This window comes from uncultured Parabacteroides sp., from assembly GCF_902493135.1.
GTDB lineage: Bacteria > Bacteroidota > Bacteroidia > Bacteroidales > Tannerellaceae > Parabacteroides.
Genome location: NZ_CABUOD010000007.1, coordinates 58,942 through 80,462 on the forward strand (window position 1 = coordinate 58,942; position 21,521 = coordinate 80,462).

The 21,521-nt window shown below is 50.6% G+C and carries 17 protein-coding genes; 10 read left to right on the forward strand and 7 right to left on the reverse strand.

Going from position 1 to position 21,521, the window contains the following annotated elements:
• Window positions 1-7: 7 nt before the first annotated feature.
• From galK to RDN79_RS04900, 3 genes are all read right to left on the reverse strand, one after another.
• On the reverse strand, window positions 8-1,153 hold the full coding sequence (gene galK / locus RDN79_RS04890; protein ID WP_374044480.1) for a galactokinase: 1,146 nt from the start codon (window positions 1,151-1,153) through the stop codon (window positions 8-10).
• 100 nt (window positions 1,154-1,253) lie between these two features.
• The gene (locus RDN79_RS04895; RefSeq protein WP_298547324.1) at window positions 1,254-2,537 is read right to left on the reverse strand and encodes an MFS transporter; all 1,284 of its coding nucleotides are present in this window, start codon (window positions 2,535-2,537) and stop codon (window positions 1,254-1,256) included.
• 49 nt (window positions 2,538-2,586) lie between these two features.
• Window positions 2,587-3,666: an aldose epimerase family protein gene (locus RDN79_RS04900; protein ID WP_298547322.1), complete on the reverse strand. Its 1,080-nt coding sequence runs from the start codon at window positions 3,664-3,666 to the stop codon at window positions 2,587-2,589.
• A gap of 189 nt (window positions 3,667-3,855) precedes the next feature.
• Here RDN79_RS04900 and RDN79_RS04905 point away from each other — a divergent pair, with 189 nt between their 5' ends.
• The 9 genes from RDN79_RS04905 (at window position 3,856) to RDN79_RS04945 (ending at window position 16,591) form a co-directional block, all read left to right on the forward strand.
• The gene (locus tag RDN79_RS04905) at window positions 3,856-5,808 is read left to right on the forward strand and encodes an alpha-L-arabinofuranosidase C-terminal domain-containing protein (RefSeq protein WP_298547320.1); all 1,953 of its coding nucleotides are present in this window, start codon (window positions 3,856-3,858) and stop codon (window positions 5,806-5,808) included.
• Window positions 5,805-7,748, forward strand: coding sequence for a glycoside hydrolase family 97 protein (locus RDN79_RS04910; RefSeq protein ID WP_298547318.1), 1,944 nt, complete (start codon window positions 5,805-5,807; stop codon window positions 7,746-7,748). Before RDN79_RS04905 ends, RDN79_RS04910 begins: the two co-directional genes overlap by 4 nt.
• Window positions 7,749-7,874: 126 nt before the next feature.
• Entirely contained in the window at window positions 7,875-10,427 is a 2,553-nt protein-coding gene (locus tag RDN79_RS04915) for a hypothetical protein (protein ID WP_298547315.1), read from the forward strand.
• 120 nt (window positions 10,428-10,547) lie between these two features.
• A complete protein-coding gene (gene potA, locus RDN79_RS04920; RefSeq protein WP_298547313.1) occupies window positions 10,548-11,954 on the forward strand; it encodes a polyamine ABC transporter ATP-binding protein in 1,407 nt (468 codons plus the stop codon).
• A gap of 16 nt (window positions 11,955-11,970) precedes the next feature.
• Complete coding sequence (locus RDN79_RS04925; RefSeq protein WP_298547425.1) at window positions 11,971-12,744, forward strand: ABC transporter permease; 774 nt, start codon at window positions 11,971-11,973, stop codon at window positions 12,742-12,744.
• Window positions 12,741-13,529: an ABC transporter permease gene (locus tag RDN79_RS04930; RefSeq protein WP_298547311.1), complete on the forward strand. Its 789-nt coding sequence runs from the start codon at window positions 12,741-12,743 to the stop codon at window positions 13,527-13,529. Before RDN79_RS04925 ends, RDN79_RS04930 begins: the two co-directional genes overlap by 4 nt.
• Window positions 13,530-13,545: 16 nt before the next feature.
• Window positions 13,546-14,874, forward strand: coding sequence for an ABC transporter substrate-binding protein (locus RDN79_RS04935; protein ID WP_298547309.1), 1,329 nt, complete (start codon window positions 13,546-13,548; stop codon window positions 14,872-14,874).
• A gap of 40 nt (window positions 14,875-14,914) precedes the next feature.
• Window positions 14,915-15,529, forward strand: coding sequence for an HAD family phosphatase (locus RDN79_RS04940; protein WP_298547307.1), 615 nt, complete (start codon window positions 14,915-14,917; stop codon window positions 15,527-15,529).
• A 99-nt stretch (window positions 15,530-15,628) separates the two neighbouring features.
• Window positions 15,629-16,591 (forward strand): FimB/Mfa2 family fimbrial subunit, encoded by a 963-nt coding sequence (locus RDN79_RS04945; RefSeq protein WP_298547305.1) that lies wholly within the window; start codon window positions 15,629-15,631, stop codon window positions 16,589-16,591.
• Here the strand turns inward: RDN79_RS04945 and RDN79_RS04950 are convergent, their stop codons facing one another.
• The gene (locus RDN79_RS04950; protein ID WP_298547303.1) at window positions 16,592-17,278 is read right to left on the reverse strand and encodes a queuosine precursor transporter; all 687 of its coding nucleotides are present in this window, start codon (window positions 17,276-17,278) and stop codon (window positions 16,592-16,594) included.
• Window positions 17,279-17,599: 321 nt separating this feature from the next.
• Between RDN79_RS04950 and RDN79_RS04955 the strand changes: the two genes are divergently transcribed.
• Window positions 17,600-18,001 (forward strand): hypothetical protein, encoded by a 402-nt coding sequence (locus tag RDN79_RS04955; protein WP_308572951.1) that lies wholly within the window; start codon window positions 17,600-17,602, stop codon window positions 17,999-18,001.
• A 264-nt stretch (window positions 18,002-18,265) separates the two neighbouring features.
• On the opposite strand, the gene RDN79_RS04960 is transcribed toward RDN79_RS04955, so the two are convergent.
• The 3 genes from RDN79_RS04960 to RDN79_RS04970 all read right to left on the reverse strand — a co-directional run bounded on the left by RDN79_RS04960 (window position 18,266) and on the right by RDN79_RS04970 (window position 21,472).
• Entirely contained in the window at window positions 18,266-18,916 is a 651-nt protein-coding gene (locus tag RDN79_RS04960; RefSeq protein ID WP_298553691.1) for a DUF2490 domain-containing protein, read from the reverse strand.
• An 87-nt stretch (window positions 18,917-19,003) separates the two neighbouring features.
• Window positions 19,004-20,545 (reverse strand): ClC family H(+)/Cl(-) exchange transporter, encoded by a 1,542-nt coding sequence (locus RDN79_RS04965; protein ID WP_298553693.1) that lies wholly within the window; start codon window positions 20,543-20,545, stop codon window positions 19,004-19,006.
• Window positions 20,546-20,611: 66 nt separating this feature from the next.
• Window positions 20,612-21,472 (reverse strand): hypothetical protein, encoded by an 861-nt coding sequence (locus RDN79_RS04970; protein ID WP_374044483.1) that lies wholly within the window; start codon window positions 21,470-21,472, stop codon window positions 20,612-20,614.
• Between the last annotated feature and the right edge of the window lie 49 nt (window positions 21,473-21,521).

Below are 21,521 nucleotides of genomic sequence, written 5' to 3' on the forward strand. Positions count from 1 at the left end.
TAATTTATTATGCGAGCTTGCGTGCGCCGTCGCTGATTACTACATTATACAACTTAGGTTCGTGACCGAATTTAGCAGTGTAAGATTCGAATGCTTCTTTTACGAATGCATCGTATTTTTCTTCTTTCACCAGGTTGATTGTACAACCACCGAAACCGCCACCCATCACACGTGAGCCGGTTACACCGCATTTCTTGGCTACATCGTTCAGGAAGTCCAATTCTTCGCAGCTGACTTCGTACAATTTGCTCATGCCGTGATGTGTTTCGTACATCTTCTTGCCTACGGTCTCGTAGTCGTCTTTTTCCAAAGCGTCGCAAACGTCGAGTACGCGCTGTACTTCTTCGATCACATATTCGGCACGCATGTAATCTTCAGCGCTGATGTCGCCTTTGACTTCATTCAGCATATCCATTGTCGCATCGCGCAGGAATTCGACTTCTGGATGATTGCGACGGATAGCGGCGGCGGCGTTTTCGCACGACTGGCGGCGTTTGTTGTAAGCCGAAGATGCCAGTTCGTGTTTAACGACAGAATCCAGCAAAACCAATTTGTAGCCGACCGGATGGAACGGGAAATATTTATATTCGAGTGAACGGCAATCCAGGCGGATCAAACTACCTTCTTTTCCGAATACGGAAGCGAACTGGTCCATAATACCGCAGTTTACACCGCAATAGTTATGCTCCGTAGACTGACCGATCTTAGCTAATTCAAATTTATCGATGTTCAGGGAGAATAAGTCGTTTAAAGCAAATGCGTAGGTACTTTCCAATGCTGCGGAAGAGGACATGCCTGCACCCAGAGGTACATCACCTGCAAACACGGTGTCGAATCCCTGGATCTGTCCGCCACGTTTGATGGTTTCGCGGCAAACACCGAAAATGTATCTTGCCCAGCTTGCTTTGGGAGCGTCTTCTTCGTTCAGACCAAATTCGGCGTAGTCGTTCAGGTCAACAGAGAAAGCACGAACTTTACCTGTGCCGTTCGGTTTGATTTCGGCAATCATGCCTTTGTCGATAGCACCCGGAAATACGAAACCGCCGTTATAATCGGTATGTTCGCCAATCAGGTTAATACGGCCCGGAGATGCATATACGCTACCTTCTGTTGAGAATAACTCCTGAAATTTATTTCTGATTTTTTGTCTCATGATAGATTTGTTTTTAATTAGGTTATTAAACAATTGAAGAAATTATCCGACTACAAATATAGTTAGATAATTTCTTCAATCATATAGTTACACTTGTTTTTTATTCTACAGGAATGTTCTTGTTTACGTTCTTGCAACCAACCAAAGCATAGAACAACAGGTATGCCAGCGCGATCAGAATAACTACATAGCTGGTCATAAATCCGGACATGTCAGCGATTTGGCCCTGGATCAGCGGTAAAATACCACCACCGCAAACCAAAACCATGAAGATACCGGAAGCGGCTTCCGTATATTTACCCAGACCTTCGACAGCCAGGTTAAAGATACCACCCCACATGATAGAAGTACAAAGACCGCAAAGCGCCATAAACATGATGCTGATAGGAACTTGTGCCACACCGAATGAAATGTCACTTTTGAATACAGGCATGCTTACCATTGTCGTGATCGGACAGATAAAGGCAAGGATAATGAACAGGATGCCGACACCGGATGCCACTGTAAGCATGGCCTTACTTGTAAACTTGCCTCCTAAAGAAGCACCGACCAGACGTCCGATTAACATCAAGAACCAGTAGGTCCCGACTACAGAACCGGCAATTGTTGAGTCGATTGCCAGACCGCCTCCGGCTTCGGGTGTCATCATGAACAGACCAGCAAAGTGAGGAATACCGACTTCAATACCTACATATACGAAGATAGCCAATGCTCCTAATTTGAAGTGGCGGAATGCAAGCGGGCTGTGTTCGTTCTTTGCATTGTTGTTTGCTTTAGCCAGACTTGGTTCCGGGATATTCATGATGAATAATACCAGGAATGCCACGGCGAAGATGGCCATTGCGATGTACAGAGCCGGCAATGCTTTAGCAATCGTACGTTCTTCAACGACGGTTCCCATCAGATAACCGACCAAAACCGGAACGATAGTTGCTGATACCGAGTTCAACGAACCACCCATCTGGATTAACTGGTTACCTTTTTTACCACCGCCGCCTAATGTGTTCAACATCGGGTTTACGACTGTATTTAACATACACATGGAGAAACCGGAAACGAATGCACCGGCAACATAGGTGGCAAATCCCATTTTAGAGGAAAGGACTTGAATACCGACACCCACAAAGCCGACAACGATCGCGATCAAAGCTGTTTTCTTGTAGCCGATCTTCTGCAAAAGCATACCGGCCGGAATACCCATGAAAGCATATGCAATAAAGTTTGCGAAGAAACCTAAAGTGGCTTCGAAATTGGATGCTCCGAACTCATTTTGAACAATTGCCCCGAAAGGTTGAGGCAGACCCGTAACGAAAGAGATCATAGCGAACAATGCGAACATCATCGCTATAGGTAATACATAACTTTTTTGTTTAGTTGACTCCATTTCTTTTTAGATATTTAGATTATTAATTATTTAGGTCGATTGAATAGTCTTATTCTGTTGTGAATTTATAGATTGTCTTGCTCTGGAATGTTTCGCCCGGACGTAGAACGGTGGACGGATATTCCGGTTTGTTCGGACTGTCGGGATAGTGCTGTGTTTCCAGGCAGAGGGCGGCACGTGCCGGATAGCGTTGGCCGTTCTTTCCGACGAAATTGCCCGTCATCCAGTTGCCTGTGTATAATTGCACGCCCGGCTGTGTCGTGTAGCATTCCATTACGATGCCGGTTTTGGGCGATACGCAACGGGCGCAGAGCGACAGCTCGTTTTCTTCTTTTTTATTTAATATATATGTATGGTCATATCCTTTTCCGAAATTCAGCGCTTCGAAATCTTCATCGATACGTTCGCCCACTTCGTGCGGAGTGCGGAAGTCCATCGGGGTTCCTTCTACTTTTTCCTTCGGACCGTAAGGAATAGCCGTTTCATCGGTCGGAAGATAGTAATCTGCATTGATTGTCAGTTTGTGATCGTATACGGAAGGATCGCCCTGGCCGGAGAGGTTGAAGTAGGAGTGGTTGGTCAGGTTCAGTACGGTCGGTTTATCCGTTACTGCATGGTACATGATTACGACCTCATTGTCATCGGAAAGATGGTAGGTCACCGTCGTGTCCAGCTTTCCGGGGAAACCTTCCTCACCGTCGGCAGACGTATATTTCAACTCCACTGTCTGGCCGTCGATTTTGTTCAGATCCCAGACAACGGAATTGAAGCCTTTCAGACCCCCATGCAGACTGTTCGGCCCGTTGTTGATAGCCAGTTTATCGTACACGACACCATCCAATGTGAATTTTCCGCCTGCGATACGGTTGCCGTATCGTCCGCAGATCGCTCCGAAATAAGGTTCTTCGGATACCAGGTATTCGTCTATGGAATTGTGTCCTGTCACTACATCGGTTAACTTCCCGGACCGATCCGGTACCATAAGCGATACAATTTTTGCACCGTAGTTGGTAATGGTAAGTTCTGCTCCTTTGTTATTTGTAAGGATACACAGCATCGTCTCCTTGCCGTCTATTTGCTTGCTGAAATTAGCTACAGTTAAGCCAGACAGCGTGCTTTCGTTCTTCATGTAAATATAGTTTCAAAATTGTGTGTAAAATTACTCTCTTCTTTGTATTCATGCACTACTTTAAAGATGTTTTATAGCATAAAACGGCTTTTTATACACTAAAATGAACGATTTGTCTCCCTTCTATCGAAATTATTAGTGTATATTTGCAACTAAATAATCTTTATATTCACGGAAAAACACATACCTATGACAAAAAGTATGAAAAAAGCCATTTCCCTATGTCTGTTTAGCATGGGCGCTCTCAGTTTAATGGCACAAAGTAATGAATTTAAGATAGATGTGCAGAAAACAGGTGCACCTATCCAGTCGACCATGTACGGGATCTTTTTTGAAGATATCAATTTCGGTGCCGATGGAGGCCTGTATGCCGAACTTATCAAGAACCGTTCTTTTGAGTTTGAAAACCCTTTCGTAGGTTGGACGCCCTTCGGAAATGTCAGTGTGCAGACCAAGAATCCCTGCTTCGACCGCAATCCCCATTATGTCCGCCTTTCGTATGAAAAGGAACTGACCGGAACTGGTCTTGACAATGAAGGCTTCAAAGGGATTGGTATCCGGGAAGGGGAGAAGTACGATTTCTCTTTATATGCCCGCAGTCAGTCCGGCATGCCGATCAAGTTGCGTATCAACCTGGTGAACAGTCAGAACGACCTGTACGAGCAAAAAGAGATCGAGGTGAGCGGCAAGGAATGGAAGAAATACACGGTTGTCCTGACGCCGGGAGCGACGGAGGCCCGTTCCCGTCTGCGTATCACGATGGCGACGAAAGGAACTGTCGATCTCGAGCACATTTCACTGTTTCCGCAAAAGACATTCAACAATCGTCCGAACGGTATGCGTGCCGACCTGGCACAGGCTTTGAAAGACCTGAAACCGGGTGTCTTCCGTTTTCCCGGCGGTTGCATCGTGGAAGGAACGAACAAGGCTACCCGTTACCAATGGAAAAACACGATCGGTCCGGTCGAGAACCGTCCGATCAACATCAATCGTTGGAACTATACGTTCTCGTATAAGAAGTTTCCGGATTATTATCAATCCTACGGTCTGGGCTTTTTCGAATATTTCCAGTTGAGCGAAGATATCGGGGCGGAACCGCTTCCCGTATTGAACTGCGGCCTTTCCTGCCAGTATGAGAACCAGGATCCGAACGAGAATTGTCCGGTTGACAAATTGCAACCTTATATAGACGACGCCCTCGATCTGATTGAGTTCGCCAACGGTCCGGCAACCAGTAAATGGGGGAAAATACGCGTCGATATGGGACATCCGGCTCCTTTCAACCTGAAACTGATCGCCATCGGTAATGAACAGTGGGGACCGCTTTATCCCGAACGTCTCGAACCGTTTGTCAAAGCGATTCGTGCCAAATATCCGGAGATAAAGATCATCGGCAGTTCCGGTCCGCAATCGGAAGGAGAAGATTTCGATTATCTCTGGCCGGAAATGAAGCGTCTGAAAGTAGATTTGGTGGACGAACATTTCTACCGGTCTCCCGAATGGTTCCTGAATGGAGCCAAACGCTATGACTCGTATGACCGCCAGGGACCGAAAGTGTTTGCCGGCGAATATGCCTGTCATCCTGCCAACCGCGAGAACAGTTTCCTGACCGCCTTGTGCGAAGCCGCCTTTATGACCGGTTTCGAACGGAATGCGGATGTGGTGCACTTATGCACGTATGCTCCGCTTTTCGCCCATGTAGACGCTTGGCAATGGCGCCCGGACCTGATCTGGTTCGACAACCTTTCGTTGGTAAAGACTCCTAACTATTATGTGCAGCAGTTGTATGGCCATAATGCCGGTACTAACGTCATTCCGCTGACCATGCAGGGCGAACCGGTTACCGGACAGCAGGATTTGTATGCTACGGCGGCTGTCGACAAGCGTTCGGACGAACTTATCATCAAAGTCGCCAATACCGGAATCCGTAACAAACGGATCAAGTTGAACTTGAACGGTCTTTCAGCCGGGAAACATAAAGGGACGCTTACGTTGCTCCATTCTTCCGACCTGGAAGCCAAAAATACGTTATGCAATCCTTCGGCGGTAGTCCCGGTCGTTTCCGATATCGAGATAGAGGCTCCGCAAGTGGAAGTGAATTTGAAACCGCTTAGTTTTTCCGTTTATCGTATCAAATTATGAAATCTTATTTAATAATATTGGCCCTGTCATTGACTGCTCCCGTGTTGCCGGCACAAGAACTGTCGGTGACAGGTCCGGATCAGCAGCTGAAAGTGCTCGTTTCATTGAAAGACGGGAAACCGGTCTATCGGGTCAGCTATAAGGATAAAACGGTTTTGGAAGATTCTCCTTTGGGACTTGTTTCGAATGCCGGAGACTTTAGTCGGGACCTGACCTATGTGGAGCATAAGGAAGGCCGGATAGACAAATGTTATGTGCAGGATCGTATCAAGCAGTCGAATATCCGCTATCAGGCGAACGAACTGACCTGCACGTTCGTCAATCCGGATAAGCGGAAGATCGATGTCGTTTTTCGTGTCAGCAATCACGATATCGCTTTTCGCTATGTGATGCCGCGATATGGGGAAACCGGTAGTTGTGTGATCGAGAAAGAAGCTACCGGCTTCGATTTCCCTTCATATACGACCACCTTCCTGACACCGCAAAGCGATGCCATGATCGGTTGGAAGCGGACGAAACCGAGCTACGAAGAGGAATACAAGGCGGATGCTCCTATATATGAACGTTCGCAATACGGACATGGCTATACTTTCCCCTGCCTGTTCCGCATCGGAGATGACGGATGGGTGCTTGTCAGCGAGACGGGAGTCGACAGCCATTATTGTGCTTCACACTTGAGCGATGCTACGGCGGAAGGTTTGTACACGCTTGCTTTTCCTATGCCGGAAGAAAATAATGGGAACGGGACGGTTGCTCCCGGCCTGGCTCTTCCCGGCTGCACTCCGTGGCGCACGCTTACCGTTGGCGAGACGCTGAAACCGATTGTCGAAACGACTGTTCCCTGGGATGTGGTGGAACCGCTCTACGAGACGGAGCACGACTATCGTTTCGGGCGGGGCACATGGAGCTGGATTCTCTGGCAGGATGGAAGCATCAATTATGACGATCAGGTGAAATATGTCGATCTGGCCGCTGCCATGGGCTATGAGTATATCCTGATCGATAACTGGTGGGATACGAACATCGGGCGCGACCGCATGAAATCGCTTGTCGGGTATGCGCATAGCAAGCAGGTGGATGTCTTTCTCTGGTATAGCTCCAGCGGTTATTGGAATGATATCGAACAAGGTCCGGTCAACCGCATGGATAATCCTATCGTCCGTAAACGGGAAATGAAATGGCTCCGCAGCTTAGGAGTGAAAGGCATCAAAGTCGATTTCTTCGGCGGAGACAAGCAGGAGACGATGCGTCTGTATGAAGCGATCCTGAGCGACGCGGACGACAACGGCCTGATGGTGATCTTCCATGGTTGCACTCTTCCTCGCGGTTGGGAACGCATGTATCCGAATTATGTCGGAAGCGAAGCCGTCTTAGCATCCGAGAATTTGATATTCAACCAGCATTTTGACGACAACGAGGCCTTTAACGCCTGCCTGCATCCGTTCATACGCAACACGGTCGGTTGCATGGAGTTTGGCGGTGTTCTGCTGAACAAGCGGCATAATCGGACGAACGATGGCGGTACGGTTCGCAAAACAACGGATATTTTCCAGTTGGCAACGGCTGTCCTGTTCCAAAACCCGATCCAGAACTTTGCCCTTACTCCGAATAACCTGACGGATGTTCCCGATTTTGAGATAGACTTCTTGAAGCAGGTTCCGACCACATGGGACGAGACCCTTTTCATCGACGGTTACCCCGGCAAGTATTGTGCCCTGGCCCGCCGGCACGGTGACAGATGGTATGTTGCCGGTGTCAATGCTGGCAAAGAACCTTTGAAGCTGAAAGTATCCCTTCCGATGATCGCCGGAAAGAAAGCCACTGTCTACGACGATGATAAGAAACGCAATCCCCGTATGTCGGAAACCGTTGTAAAAGCCGATGGGGAAATGCAGCTGGTTATCCAACCGGAAGGCGGCATTATTGTTGCAACCCGCTGAGACCGGAATCCGGAGTTCTGCCTCTTTACTTTCAGGAACGGTTCTGAACCTGAAGATATGGAGCCGTCCAAAGCGCTGTCCAATGATCCGGTAAACAACTGATTCTGCTTAAATGTTATTTCCCTGATGAGAAAATTTAAGCAAATATGTCAGTGTTACAGGAGCCTGCTTGTCTGCCTGCTATCCATCCTGCCGTTCTCCTTTTGTACAGGTGCGGGAGCGGTGGAGCAGGACACTGTGAGGCGTTCGATCTATCCGCAGGAGATGAAGGATAAAAGCGACCTGTATAATAAACTGTGGGGTGTACATTACCGGGCGCTCTATTCGATTCCGGTCACAGCCGAGGCCGTTACGTTGCAAACGCTTCGGGGAGGTATGGAGATCATGGAGCAAGCGGCGGACTTCCACGCCCTGATCCTTTCCGACCGGCTGAATCGCCTGTATATGCTCAAACCGTTGGGAGGTTCGACCAGTTTCCTCGAATCCAAGTTCTTTCGCGAGATGTATAATAAGAAAGATTTCAAAGGAACTTATCTCGATGCGTTTATCGGGGATGCTTATACCATCATCAACCCATATACCTTTCTTGCGGCCGACCGGATGGCAAAAGCGGCAGGATTGAACTTCAACAATCCCCATATCTATTTCATGCAAGGCGAGGAGAAGGGAGACACGATTGCCGACGGAAGCCGCATCCGTAACCGGCTGGTCAGCCTACGGAATGTACCCGACACTGCCACCCGGAAGAACATCCTCTCAACCGTCGCCTTGCTCAACCAGATCCGGCAGGACAAATCCCGCCGGGTGAACCCGGAAGAGTATATCGCCGAGCGCCTCTATGACATGTTGATCGGGGACTGGAACAAAATCCCGGAAAACTGGAATTGGCAAGCGAACCATACGGCCGACAGCATTCTGTTCAGCCCGATCGTCCTCGATCGCAGCCATGCCTTTACCAAAGTCGACGGTATTCTTTTCAAACGCATGCTGAAGGTGCTGGGACTCGGTTTCATCACCGACTACGGTAGCCATCCGAAGGATATCGGCAAGATAAACACGCTGGGCTATACGCTCGACATGGCGTTGGTAAGCGGTGCGGACGAATCGGTCTGGACGGCACAGGCCCTCGCCCTCCGGAAGAAGCTCTCCGACGCGGTCATCGATGAAGCCTTCCTTTCCCTCCCTCCGGAGATACGGGGAGCCGAGACGGAAGCCATCAAAAAGAAACTGATCATCCGCCGCGACAGCCTCCCGTATATGGCCCGCCGCTATTATAAGAAATTGCAGCGTACGCCTGTCCTGACCGGAACGGAAGGAGACGACCGGATCTTGCTCGAACGCTTCGGCCGCGACAGCCTGCTGGTCCGGATCTACCGAAAAGGAAGTCCTGTCCCCTCTTTCCAAAAGAAATATTCCGCCGGCAGCACAGAGGAGATCTGGCTGTATGGTCTGGACGGGAACGATGAGTATGAAGTCACAGGAAAGGCGCGGCGGGAGTTTCCCGTCTACCTTGTTTCCGGTCCGGGGAACAATACCTACAAGGCGGAGAAGGTCCGCAAGCTCCGCATTTACGCCTACGAGTCCGACCGGAAGCATCTGGAAGGGATTGCCGGTGTCCGTAAGATCATTTCAGATGATCCGGCCATCCACAATTACGACTACGAGAAAGTAAAATATAAGGAAGCGGACTTTACTCCCTGGGGTTTCTACGATTCGGATGCCGGCTTCAGTTTGGGCGCATTCTTCACCTATACGATGTACGGATTCAAGCAATCCCCTTTTACATTCCGTCATCGTGTCGGATATAACTACCTGCGCGGGTTCATGTACCAAGGGACTTTCCCATTTTATGACGGACGGAAAAGTTTCAATCTGGATGCCTTTATCGCTTCGCCCCGTAACTTCTTCAACTTCTTTGGCTACGGCAATGATTCGGAAGGGTTTAAAGACAAGGGCAAGTCCTATAACCGCGTTACCCTCCGACAGTATTCGGTGGTTCCGTCTTTCCGTATGGAAATGAAACAGGACAGGCAGCTGACATTGTCCGCTTCGTTCGAGATGTACAAAGCCAAGCATACCGAAGGCCGGTATATCGATGAAGTGTATCCGGGCAATCACCCTGTGTTCGGGATGAATCTCTTCGCCGGGGTAGAGGCCGCCTGGCAGGTCGGCATGGCCCCGGCCGCCTTTGTTCCGGAACTGGATATCGCAGCAACGATCGGTTGGAAAATGAACCTGAAGGAGGCCGGACGCAATTTCCCCTACTCGAAGTTAGATGTTTCCGCCACGTTCCGCTGTTCGGACCGCTTTTCGATCGAAACAGGTGTGGAGGCGAAGCTGTTGTACCGCAATGAATACGACTTCTACCAGGCTGCCGGCATCACTTTGCGGGGATTCAGGGATAACCGCTTCATCGGCAAGCAGTCTTTCTACCAGCATACCGACTTCCGCCTGGATATGGGGAAAATCAGGAATCCGTTCACGCCGCTCAAATACGGGCTGTTCGCCGGCTTCGATTACGGCCGTGTCTGGTTTCCGGGCGAACATTCCCGCAGATGGCATACCTCTTACGGCGGCGGCTTCTGGCTGACGATCATTAATAAGGTGACGACACAATACTCCTGCTTCGGTTCCGAAGATGGTGCGCGATTTTTGTTCGCAATAGGGCTGGGTATTTGATCCCGTTATGTAAATTTCAAATTTGACTCGCAATTATCAATTAATTATTACCTTTGTGCCGCTTTTTACATAGAAAAGTGGAAGTATGTTTAACTCTGTATTGGTAAAAGGGGATAGTCTATGCAAAAATCTGACTGCATCATCGGTGTGGAACATGTGTCTAAATTCTTCGGAGACAAGGCCGTATTGAATGATGTGAATTTGTCTGTCCGCAAGGGCGAGTTTGTAACCATTTTAGGGCCGTCCGGTTGCGGGAAGACGACGCTGTTGCGTCTGATCGCCGGATTCCAGACTGCTTCGGAAGGTATTATAACCATTGCGGGAAAGGAAATCACGCAGACGCCTCCTCATAAACGTCCGGTCAATACCGTTTTCCAGAAATACGCCCTTTTCCCTCATCTAAATGTATTCAATAACATCGCTTTCGGCCTCAAGCTGAAAAAACTGCCGGCCGCCGTGATCGAAAAGAAGGTGAAGCAGGCCCTCAAGATGGTCGGGATGACCGACTACGAAGACCGGGATGTCGATTCCCTCTCCGGCGGGCAGCAGCAGCGTGTCGCGATTGCCCGTGCCATCGTGAACGAGCCGGAAGTGCTTCTGCTTGACGAGCCGCTGGCAGCCCTTGACCTCAAGATGCGCAAGGATATGCAGATGGAATTGAAGGAAATGCACAAGTCCCTCGGAATCACTTTTATCTATGTGACCCACGATCAAGAGGAAGCGCTCACCCTGAGCGACACGATCGTCGTGATGAGCGAAGGGAAGATCCAGCAGATCGGGACGCCCATCGACATCTACAACGAACCGATCAACTCGTTTGTCGCCGATTTCATCGGCGAAAGCAACATCCTGAACGGGCTGATGATCCAAGATAAGTCGGTAGCCTTTGCCGGACACGAGTTCGAATGCGTGGACGAAGGTTTCGGCCGTCAGACGCCCGTGGATGTCGTGATCCGTCCGGAAGACATTTATATTTTCGAGCCGTCTGAAGCCGCCATGCTGACAGGGACGGTGACCTCCTCCATCTTCAAAGGCGTCCACTACGAAATGATGGTGCAGACACCGGAAGGCTACGAGTTCATGGTGCAGGACTATCATTGCTTCGATGCCGGCCAGGAAGTCGGCCTGCTGGTTAAGCCCTTCGATATCCACGTGATGAAGAAGGAACGCACCTGCAATACGTTCGAGGGAAGGATGGTCGACACGACGCATGTGGAATTCTTGGGTTGTACGTTCGAATGCCGCGAGGTTTCCGGTATCGGACCGGAAACGGCCGTGCGGGTCGAAGTGGACTTTGACAGCGTCATCCTCGAAGACAACGAGGAAGACGGACGCCTGACCGGTGAAGTCAAATTTATCCTCTATAAAGGCAACCATTATCATCTGACGGTGTTTACCGACTGGGACGAAGATATCTTTGTCGATACAAACGATGTTTGGGACGACGGCGACCGGGTCGGAATCACGATCGCGCCCGAAAATATACGGATTGTTCAATCAACTAAAAAGGAAGGAAGTGATAAGTAAGATTTCAGCTTTTTTTATGCGGCGCAGGAACTGGACGATCCCTTATGCCCTGTTTCTGGCTGTCTTTGTCGTAATGCCCTTGCTGCTGATCGTCTTCTATGCGTTTACTGATGCCGACGGCTCATTTACTTTTGCCAACTTCCGTAAGTTCATGATTCATCCCGAAGCGATGAATACCTTCGTCTATTCGATAGGAATTGCGGTTATCACGACGCTCGCCTGTCTTATTCTCGGCTATCCGGCTGCATATATCCTGAGTCAGGAACGTTTTGGCACCTCCCGGACGATGGTCGTGCTTTTTATCCTGCCGATGTGGGTGAATATCCTGATCCGTACGTTGGCAACGGTGGCTCTGTTCGATTTCCTGAACCTGCCGTTGGGAGAGGGGGCGTTGGTGTTCGGTATGGTGTATAACTTCCTTCCGTTCATGATCTATCCGATTTACAATACGTTGCAGAAGATGGACCGCAGCCTGATCGAGGCGGCCCAGGACTTGGGGGCCAATCCTTTCCAGGTTTTTATGAAAACGATCCTGCCGCTTTCGATGCCCGGTGTGATGAGCGGAATCGTCATGGTTTTCATGCCGACGGTTTCGACGTTTGCCATTGCCGAGTTGCTGACGATGAATAATATCAAGCTGTTCGGTACGACCGTGCAGGAAAATATCTATAACGGGATGTGGAACTATGGTGCGGCGCTTTCTCTGATCATGCTGCTGCTGATCGGCGTCACCATTCTCTTTACGAATGAAGAAGACAGTGCTTCGAACGAAGGGGGAGGTGTGATATGATGACGAGATGGATGGCAAAGGGGTATCTGTGGCTGCTGTTGGCATTGCTGTATTCCCCGATTCTGATTATTATGATTTTCTCATTCACCGAGGCGAAAGTGCTGGGAAACTGGACGGGATTTTCAACCAAACTGTATAGCTCGTTGTTTACGGGGGGCGTGCAGCGTTCGTTGGTAAGTGCGTTGTGGAACACGTTTGCCATTGCGATGATTGCGGCGACGGTGTCGACTTTCTTGGGCTGCATTGCGGCTATCGGCATTTTCAACCTGCGTTCCGGAACCCGCCGGGTGATGAATTTTGCCAATGCGATCCCGATGATGAATGCGGATATCATTACGGGTGTCTCGCTTTTCCTTCTGTTCGTGAGCTTCGGCGTCTCGCAGGGATTTACGACGGTCGTGCTGGCGCATATCACGTTTTGTACGCCTTATGTGGTGTTGAGCGTGATGCCGCGTCTGAAAAAGATGAACCAGAATGTCTACGAGGCGGCGCTCGATTTGGGGGCGACTCCTTTCCAGGCGTTGCGCAAGGTGATCCTGCCGGAGATCCGCCCGGGGATGATCAGCGGCTTCATACTGGCCTTTACGCTTTCGATCGACGACTTTGCCGTTACCATCTTTACGATCGGCAACGAAGGGCTGGAAACCCTGTCGACCTTTATTTATGCGGATGCCCGCAAGGGGGGACTGACACCGGAGCTGCGTCCGTTGTCGACTATCATCTTCGTGACGGTGCTTGTCCTTTTGATCGTGATTAATAAACGGGCGGAGAAGTCCAAAAGCTAATGGAGAAGAGCGGGAAATGAATAAACTGATTGCAATAATAGCCGGCTGCATACTCCTTTTAGGTGCAATGTCCTCGTGCGGACGTACGGACGAGGAGCGCAGCCATATCCTGAAAGTCTACAACTGGGGGGACTATATCGACGAGGAGGTACTGGCCGAGTTCCCCGCTTGGTACAAGGAACAGACCGGCGAGGATATCCGGATCATCTACCAGGTGTTCGATATCAACGAAATCATGCTCACCAAGATCGAGCGCGGGCATGAGGATTTCGACCTGATCTGTCCGTCCGAGTATGTCATCGAACGGATGCTGAAGAAGAACCTCCTGCTCCCGATAGACCGCAATTTCGGCAAGACGCCGGATTACCTGGACAATGTCTCTCCTTATATCCGGGAACAGTTGGACAAGCTGAGCCTGCCGGGCCGGAAAACGACCGACTATGTCGTCCCTTATATGTGGGGGACGGCAGGGATCCTGTATAACAAGCAGTTCGTCTCCGAAGATACCGTCGAAAGCTGGGAATGCCTTTGGGATCCCAAGTTCAGGAACAAGATCTTGATGAAAGACAGCTATCGCGATGCCTATGGTACGGCCATTATCTATGCCCATGCGAAAGAACTGGCTGACGGCGCTGTGACGGTCGAACAGTTGATGAACGACAATTCACCCGAAGCGATCGCCATGGCCGAGGAATATCTGAAACAGATGAAACCTAACATTGCCGGCTGGGAAGCCGATTTCGGCAAGGAGATGATGACGAAGGGCAAAGCCTGGCTCAACTTCACCTGGAGCGGTGATGCGGTCTGGGCGATGGACGAAGCGGAAGCTGTCGGGGTGGAACTGGACTATTATGTCCCCCGCGAAGGCAGCAACATCTGGTACGATGGCTGGGCAATCCCTAAATATGCGCGGAATGTGAAGGCGGCCAGTTATTTTATGGATTATCTTTGCCGTCCGGACATTGCATTGCGGAATATGGACGCCATCGGTTACGTCAGTGCCATCGCGACTCCCGAAATTATGGAAGCCAAGATCGATCCGACGATCGGAAAGGTTTCCGACCTGAGTTATTTCTTCGGCCCCGGTGCGGATAGCATCCGGATCAATCCGGTCCAATATCCCGACCGCAAGGTGGTGGAGCGTTGCGCCATGATCCGCGATTTCGGAGACAGGACGGAACTGGTTCTGGAGATGTGGAGCCGTGTGAAAGGGGATAATCTGAATACCGGAATCGTCTTGCTGATCTTCGCCGTGTTCGGTGTGTTATTCGTATGGCTGGTCTATCGCAGGATACGTCAATATAAGCAGCGCAAACGTCATCACAGACGTCGCCGCCGCTGGTAGCAAATAAGTTAGAATCGGAATTGTCAATTAAAAGAAGGTCATGGAAGGCATAAAGAATTTGGTTATAGATTTTGGCGGTGTGATCATCAACCTCACCCGCAACCGGTGCATCGAGGCGTTCGAGAGCTTGGGCGTTGCGGATATACGCGAGCAGATTGTCAACAACTACCAGCATAAGGATCTCTTTATGAAGTTGGAACTCGGTTCCATCACGGCAGCCGGGTTCCGCGACGGCATCCGCCATCTGACGCAGCAGCCTTTGACGGACGAGCAGATCGATGCCGCCTGGATCGCCATGCTCGATGATGTCCCCGATTATAAGCTGGATCTTTTGCTCGACCTCCGCAAACGCTACAATACGATGCTGCTCAGCAATACGAACGAGATTCATTGGGACTGGTCGGAAAAGACCTGTTTCTCTTATAAAGGCCGCCATGCTTCCGACTTTTTCAATCATATCTATCTTTCCTACCGCCTCCATCTGCTGAAACCCGATGCCGGAATTTTCGAATACGTCTTGCAAGACGCCGGCATACGTCCGGAAGAAACTCTTTTCATAGACGATGCCGTCCCCAATTGCCGTACGGCGGAATCGCTCGGATTCCATACCTATACGCCGCAACCCCGCGAGGACTGGTCGCACTTGTTCGGATAGTCCGCCTGTTCCGAAAGTTGTTAATTAACTCATTTCGGACAACCATATTTGCCGTTAGTTGTTTTGATAAGACAAAAAACGAAACAAATAAGGTTCATTATGAATAGGTCTATTATAACGATGTTTATCGCTGCTGCCCTGTTGGGCAGTTGTTCCAATGATGACGATGACAAGACGGGCAACGACGGCCGGCAATTGGTTTCGCCGGAAATGGCCGATATGGCTGTCTCGTCGACTACCGCTTTTACGGGGGCATTGATGGTGCTTCCTTGTATGGCGGATACGTCCCTCTATTATGGCAATTATAATAAGAATGGAGAGCTAAGCCCCGTACATGGCTACTATACGGTCGGCAGCGGTTCGATTGCCGCCAGTCCGATTCCGGTCCGTCTTCCGGTTGGCGATTACAACTTCCTGTATTGGGGGATACTGAAGAATAGCCAGGCGGATTCGACTTATGATGCGGTTGCCATTCTTGAACCCCCTTTGCGGACGGGAACCAACCTGGCGGAACTGTCTTACTCGTTGCGGTTGGAAAACTATTCGGATACGACGTATTATCCCGTTTTCGACTTTGTCTATGCCGTACAGCCGGTCCGTGTCGGCATCGACAAGATGAAAGCGACCTTGCAACGGGCCGTCACCGGCTTGAAAATAACGATCGTCGATCACGACGGATCGACGATGGATTCCAGTATCGCCAATGCACGCATCCTGGTGAGCGGCATTGCCGGCAAACTGAACTATTACACGGCGGAACCTTCGGATTTCACAAAAACCGTAGCTTTCCCGCTCACCATGTCGAAAGACAGCCTTTCCCTTTCGGCCAATTCTACGGTGATGATGTTCCCTTCCGGCCCGTCTCCTGATTTGACAATCGTCCTGTATCTGAAAAGCGGCCAACAGAAGAGATTCGGCAAGCCCCTTGCCGGTCCGCTGACAGCCGGAAACCGTCTGACCCTGGATGTCTCGTTAGGCGACCTGTATGTCGAGGAAGGTTCATCCGACGGCTTTGAAGTCAAAGAGTGGAACGAAAAGACCGAGTCGATCGACTTTCCGTAACTAAATATCCTTTACTTTCAATATATTGTATGATGTTCCCACGTCATACACATCGTTCCCGTCCACCTTCTTGATGTATTTGACTACTCGGATGGTGACGGGAAGGATGATTACCTCATAAAGGGATTTCAGTACCGCTTGTGTCCCGATCATGATAAAGAGTTCGCGAACCGGGATCAGCCCTGCGAAAGCGATCGGAAAGAAGATCATCGAATCGGCGCTCTCGCCAACGAGGGTAGAGGCGATGGCGCGCAGCGAAAAATTCTTTCCGCCGGAGGCGATCTTCATCTTGCTCATCACATAGGCATTCAGGAACGAACCGACCAGAAAAGCGATCAGGCTCGCTATGGCAATGCGCGGCGCCATCCCGAAAACAAAGTTAAACCCCTCTTCGCCTTCCCAGAATGGAGCGGCCGGCAGCATCACCGCCAGTTGGGCAAATCCGATTACCAGGAAATTCGAAGCGAACCCGCTCCAGATAATCAGGCGTGCTTTCTTGAATCCCCATACTTCGGCGATACAGTCATTGATAATGTAGGAGATCGGGAAAACAATCAGTCCGGCGGTGGCGGTAATGCCGAATACCTGGATGACTTTGGTTTCTAACAGGTTGGAAGCAACCAGACAGATGTTGAACAGGATGCCCAGCAGCATAAACGGTACGGTCACAGTAGATGTCTTCTGCATATTTCTTGTTTTTAACGAGGTTTAGCAAGCACTCGGTGAATGATGTAAAGGAACGTTTTTAATATTCCGGACGCAAAGATAGCGATATTTTTATTTGTTTATCTGCGAAAAGATGTATATTTGCAGCACTCAACATAATTCCCAGAAGCAGTGAACCTGCTTCTGCATGGATGCAGGCATTTTTATGCCTGTCTCTATCCCCATAGGCGGTTCCGTACCCCCGTGGGGAGCATTAATGTGCCTCCAGCTTCTGGGAAGTGTTGAGTAACGGGAAAGGCGGGACCGTTCTATTTTCGCCCCACTTTTAATACCTTATTTATTATGGAAGCAGCAAACACCTTGACACTTCCGAAAGAAGCAGTCCAAGAAATCTTTTTCAGGGAAGAAGCCAGCCGTATCCGGAAAGCGTTTGCCAACAAAAGCGATGAAGAAGATCTGGATTATCTCCTTCACCAGTTACGATGCATAAAAAGCCTGATGGTGCAACTGGAATTGCCTTGGGATCGCCTGATCACTGTCCTTTTCAGATGTTTCGCTTATTACATGCGGCAACCGAATGTGGAGAACACCCGTAAAACCTACCAACTGGCTACCCAGCTGATGGATTGCATCGTCTTCATGTCCCGGAACGGAAGGGTGATGAATGCATTAGTCGAGTTCTTTGATCACCAGATCGACGATTTGGGCAATTTGTTGGAGGAGGAGGCCGAAACGCAGCCTTAAAACCGCGAGAAAGCACATATGCGAAATCGCCATTCCTCTGTCACTCTATCACACTTTGTCTTATAGGCGTTGATATACTTGCTGCGCAAGGAGTGATACATGCCGGATTTATGTATCACTCCTGTATCACACGCCCGATTGGAATTTTACAAAGGATTAGATGCTATGGTTCCGGACATCCGGGTGTAGCCGTTTCGAACATCCGGGTGTCCGGAGCGTAACACCCGGGTGTAGAAAGCCGGAAGATGGGGGTGTTGCGGACTATTAGAACCGATGCGAATAGGTAAGGCCGATACCGTGGCGGTAGTTGATCGGGTCGTACACGTTGAAGGTATGGTAGCGGTAATAGAGCTGGATGCAGTTTCGGCTATCCACCCTGTAATCGCAGCCGGCGGAATAACGGATTTTGTCGGCACGCATCTTCCCGTTGTAGCCTGCGTTGTTAAAAGGCTCGACATAGAGGAAAGGTTCGAACCCCGAAGAGGCGATCCGGCAGGAGAGGGTGAACATGCTGCGGAGGTAGAGGGTCGGATGCAGGCAATTTTTCTTGTACGTGCTCTGGAAACGCTCCCGGACCGCAATTTTAAATGCCCCGAACCGGTGGGAACCGGCGGCGTACAGGTAATAGCGGTTGCGCACTTCCTCCGATGCCTTGTAGCGGACTAACGACATATAGCCGGCTCCCGCCCGTAAGTTCGGCAAGATGCGATAGTTGATCTCTCCGGTGGTAAGGAACCATCCGGCTTCCCTGAAGTCGTCGCGCGGGCGGATATCTTCTTCCAGGACGAAGGAGAAGCGTTTGTATATTTTCCCGGACAGGCTGACTTTCAATGCGACTCCCGTACCTTCCATCGCCGGGAGCGGAGGGCACAGGAATAGAAATAAGAAGGAAAAACAACAGATCGTTACTTTCATGGCGGAATATGGCGTTTGTTATCTGGGCAAAAGTATAAAAAAATGAAGTCCCTTCCGCATACATGCCTGATAATTCCGGCTTATAATTTAGTAGATGTTGGCCATGCTTACCAGCGGCTCGTACAGTTTCTCTATATCCTGCGCATCCAGTTCGATCGTGAGTTGGTCGCCGGGGAGGATGGTTTGTCCGGCGGGAGAGATGTCTTTGCGGTCGCGGTGGATATTCAGGATGACACAGTGGTTGGGGAGTTCGAGCGTGTCGACCTCTTTCCTGTCGAAATAGGCTCCGGCCATCACTTCGACGTTCAGTGTCAGCCGCTTTTGCTCCCGGAAGAACGGCTTGTTGATCATCTCTTCATAAAACATCACGTTGAACGGCTTGATCTCCAGCAACTCCGTGAAGTAGTAGGTGAGTCCGCCCACCACGATGGAGGGATAGAAGATCTCGAAATGCCCGGTGATCTCCGTGATCAGGATGATGGCTGTGATAGGCGTGCGGACGACGGCAATCAGGAAGGCGGCCATCCCGATCAGCATGATATAGCTCACGCTTTCCATCCCGATGATCCCGTGTTGCACCAGGAGAAGGGCGTATAGCTTGCCGATCAGCCCGCCTGTTACCAAAGTCGGGATAAAGCTGCCCCCCGGCAGCCCGGAGGAGAACGAAAAGACCGTGAAGACCATGTGCAGGAGCATCATTCCGGCAATCCAATAGATGTTGCTGTTACCGCCTTCCGCCTGCTGCATCAGGAACTGTTCGCCTCCGCCTGTCAGGTCGGTGATCGTCAAGGAGATGGCATAGGCCATAGCCATGAGGCCCAGAAGCTTGATGTATTCCGGTTGGCGGATAGCCGGGTACATCCGTTTGGCGTAAAGCATCAGGAGGGAATAGAATTTGCCGAAGACCGAAACGATGACGGCAAACAGGAGGTACAGCTTGATGTGCAGCCCCAGCGTGATGTCGGGCACGATGGCCTGTATGTCATGGTACGGATTGATCGGGAAGATCGTGCTGGCGATCGCGCCGGCGACGACGCCTGCCAGGATGGTCGTAATGGCTGTTTTCGGAGCGTCGAAGCGTTCGATCGATTCGATCACCAGCGTGGCCGCGGCGAGTGGCGCGGTAAAGGCTGCCGCCAGTCCGGCGCCTGCACCTGCCGAGAGGAGCTGCTTGCGTTCGCCGCTCAGGATATGCCCCCATTTGCCGACCAGGTCGCCTATGTAGGAACCCATCTGTACGGAAGGCCCTTCGCGTCCCATCGAAAGGCCGCTGCTGAGCGTCAGGACGCCTCCGGCAAATTTGGCTAAAAGCTGGCGGAAGGAATGTTCGTATTCGATACGTCCGTTGATCGCGCCCCGGGTCTGCGAAATGCCTCCGCCTCCGATGTAAGGCCACCGCCTGACCATCCAGGCGACGAGGCAGAGGACGCCCCACAGGGCAAGGAATAAGGCGATATGCTCATACCAGGGGGGCGAAGACCGGAAGAAGCTCTTCCGCATATTGAAGAAAAGTTGCAGCAGATAGTGGTAAGGAACCGCCACCAGCCCGGTCAGCAGCCCCACGATCAGGCTCACGAAATAGAGCCTGGCATCTACCAGCTTCAGCTTTACTATCCGATTCATCTTCATCTCCCCTTAAACAGGAAGCGAAGCCCCTTAGTTTAATTTTTAATTCTTAATTCTTAATTTTTAATTTTAAAAGCATCGGATATACCCCAACGACCAGCTCTCATACAGGTTATCCTTCATCCCGTGTGTATAGCGGAAGGAGAGGATGTTTTTCTTGATCTCGTATCTGAGGTTGTTGCGCCAGTGCATGGGGCGGTCGCCGTTGTTCTCGTATCCGTGAAATCCGGTGAGGTTGGTGGCGAGCGTGAACCCCCTGTATTTTCCGGTGAACCCGATCCCGTAGGTGATGGCGTCGTTCTGGCGGTGCTCCATGTCGTTCGTCATCCAGCAATAGAACCCGGCGAGCGCCTGCATACGGACCGAGGCTTTCCCGTCGGCGCTTTTCCACAGGTTCCGGCCTACGTTTACATCGAACCAGTAGGAGGCGGCATCGGTAAAACGGGCGTCGCACAGGCGGCCTCCGCTGGCCGTCTTGATGTTGGCGCTGAGGGTCGCATCCACCCATTTCTCGCTTTTCAGGACTTGGAAAAAGGAACTGATCACGATGTCGCCGTTATATTTGATCGGGCTTTCCGTCTCTACGGCAAAGCGTTCGTCGCGCGTTTCCGGCGTCATCTTGTATTTTTCCTTGAAGCACCAGTTCACTTCGACGCCCGCACGCCCCCTGAAGAACGGCAGCAGGGCGCGCCCCACGATGTCCCAGGTCTTGTCGCCCGTATAATAATGGTATTCGCCCCGTACTTCCGCCTCGTACCGCTCGCTTACCTGCCCGTCCCTCATTTCCGGCATCGGGAAAGCGTTCGGGCCGAAATAGCGCGGGGAGTAGATGAGCAGTTCTGTCTTGTCACGCCAGCTGTCGGCATGGCTGTCGGTTGCGGAAAGAGCAAATATGGATGTTGCCAGTAGTATTCGGAATAGATATTTCATCATGGATATGTTTTTCTTAAGGGCACAAAAGTACATATTTCATATTGAT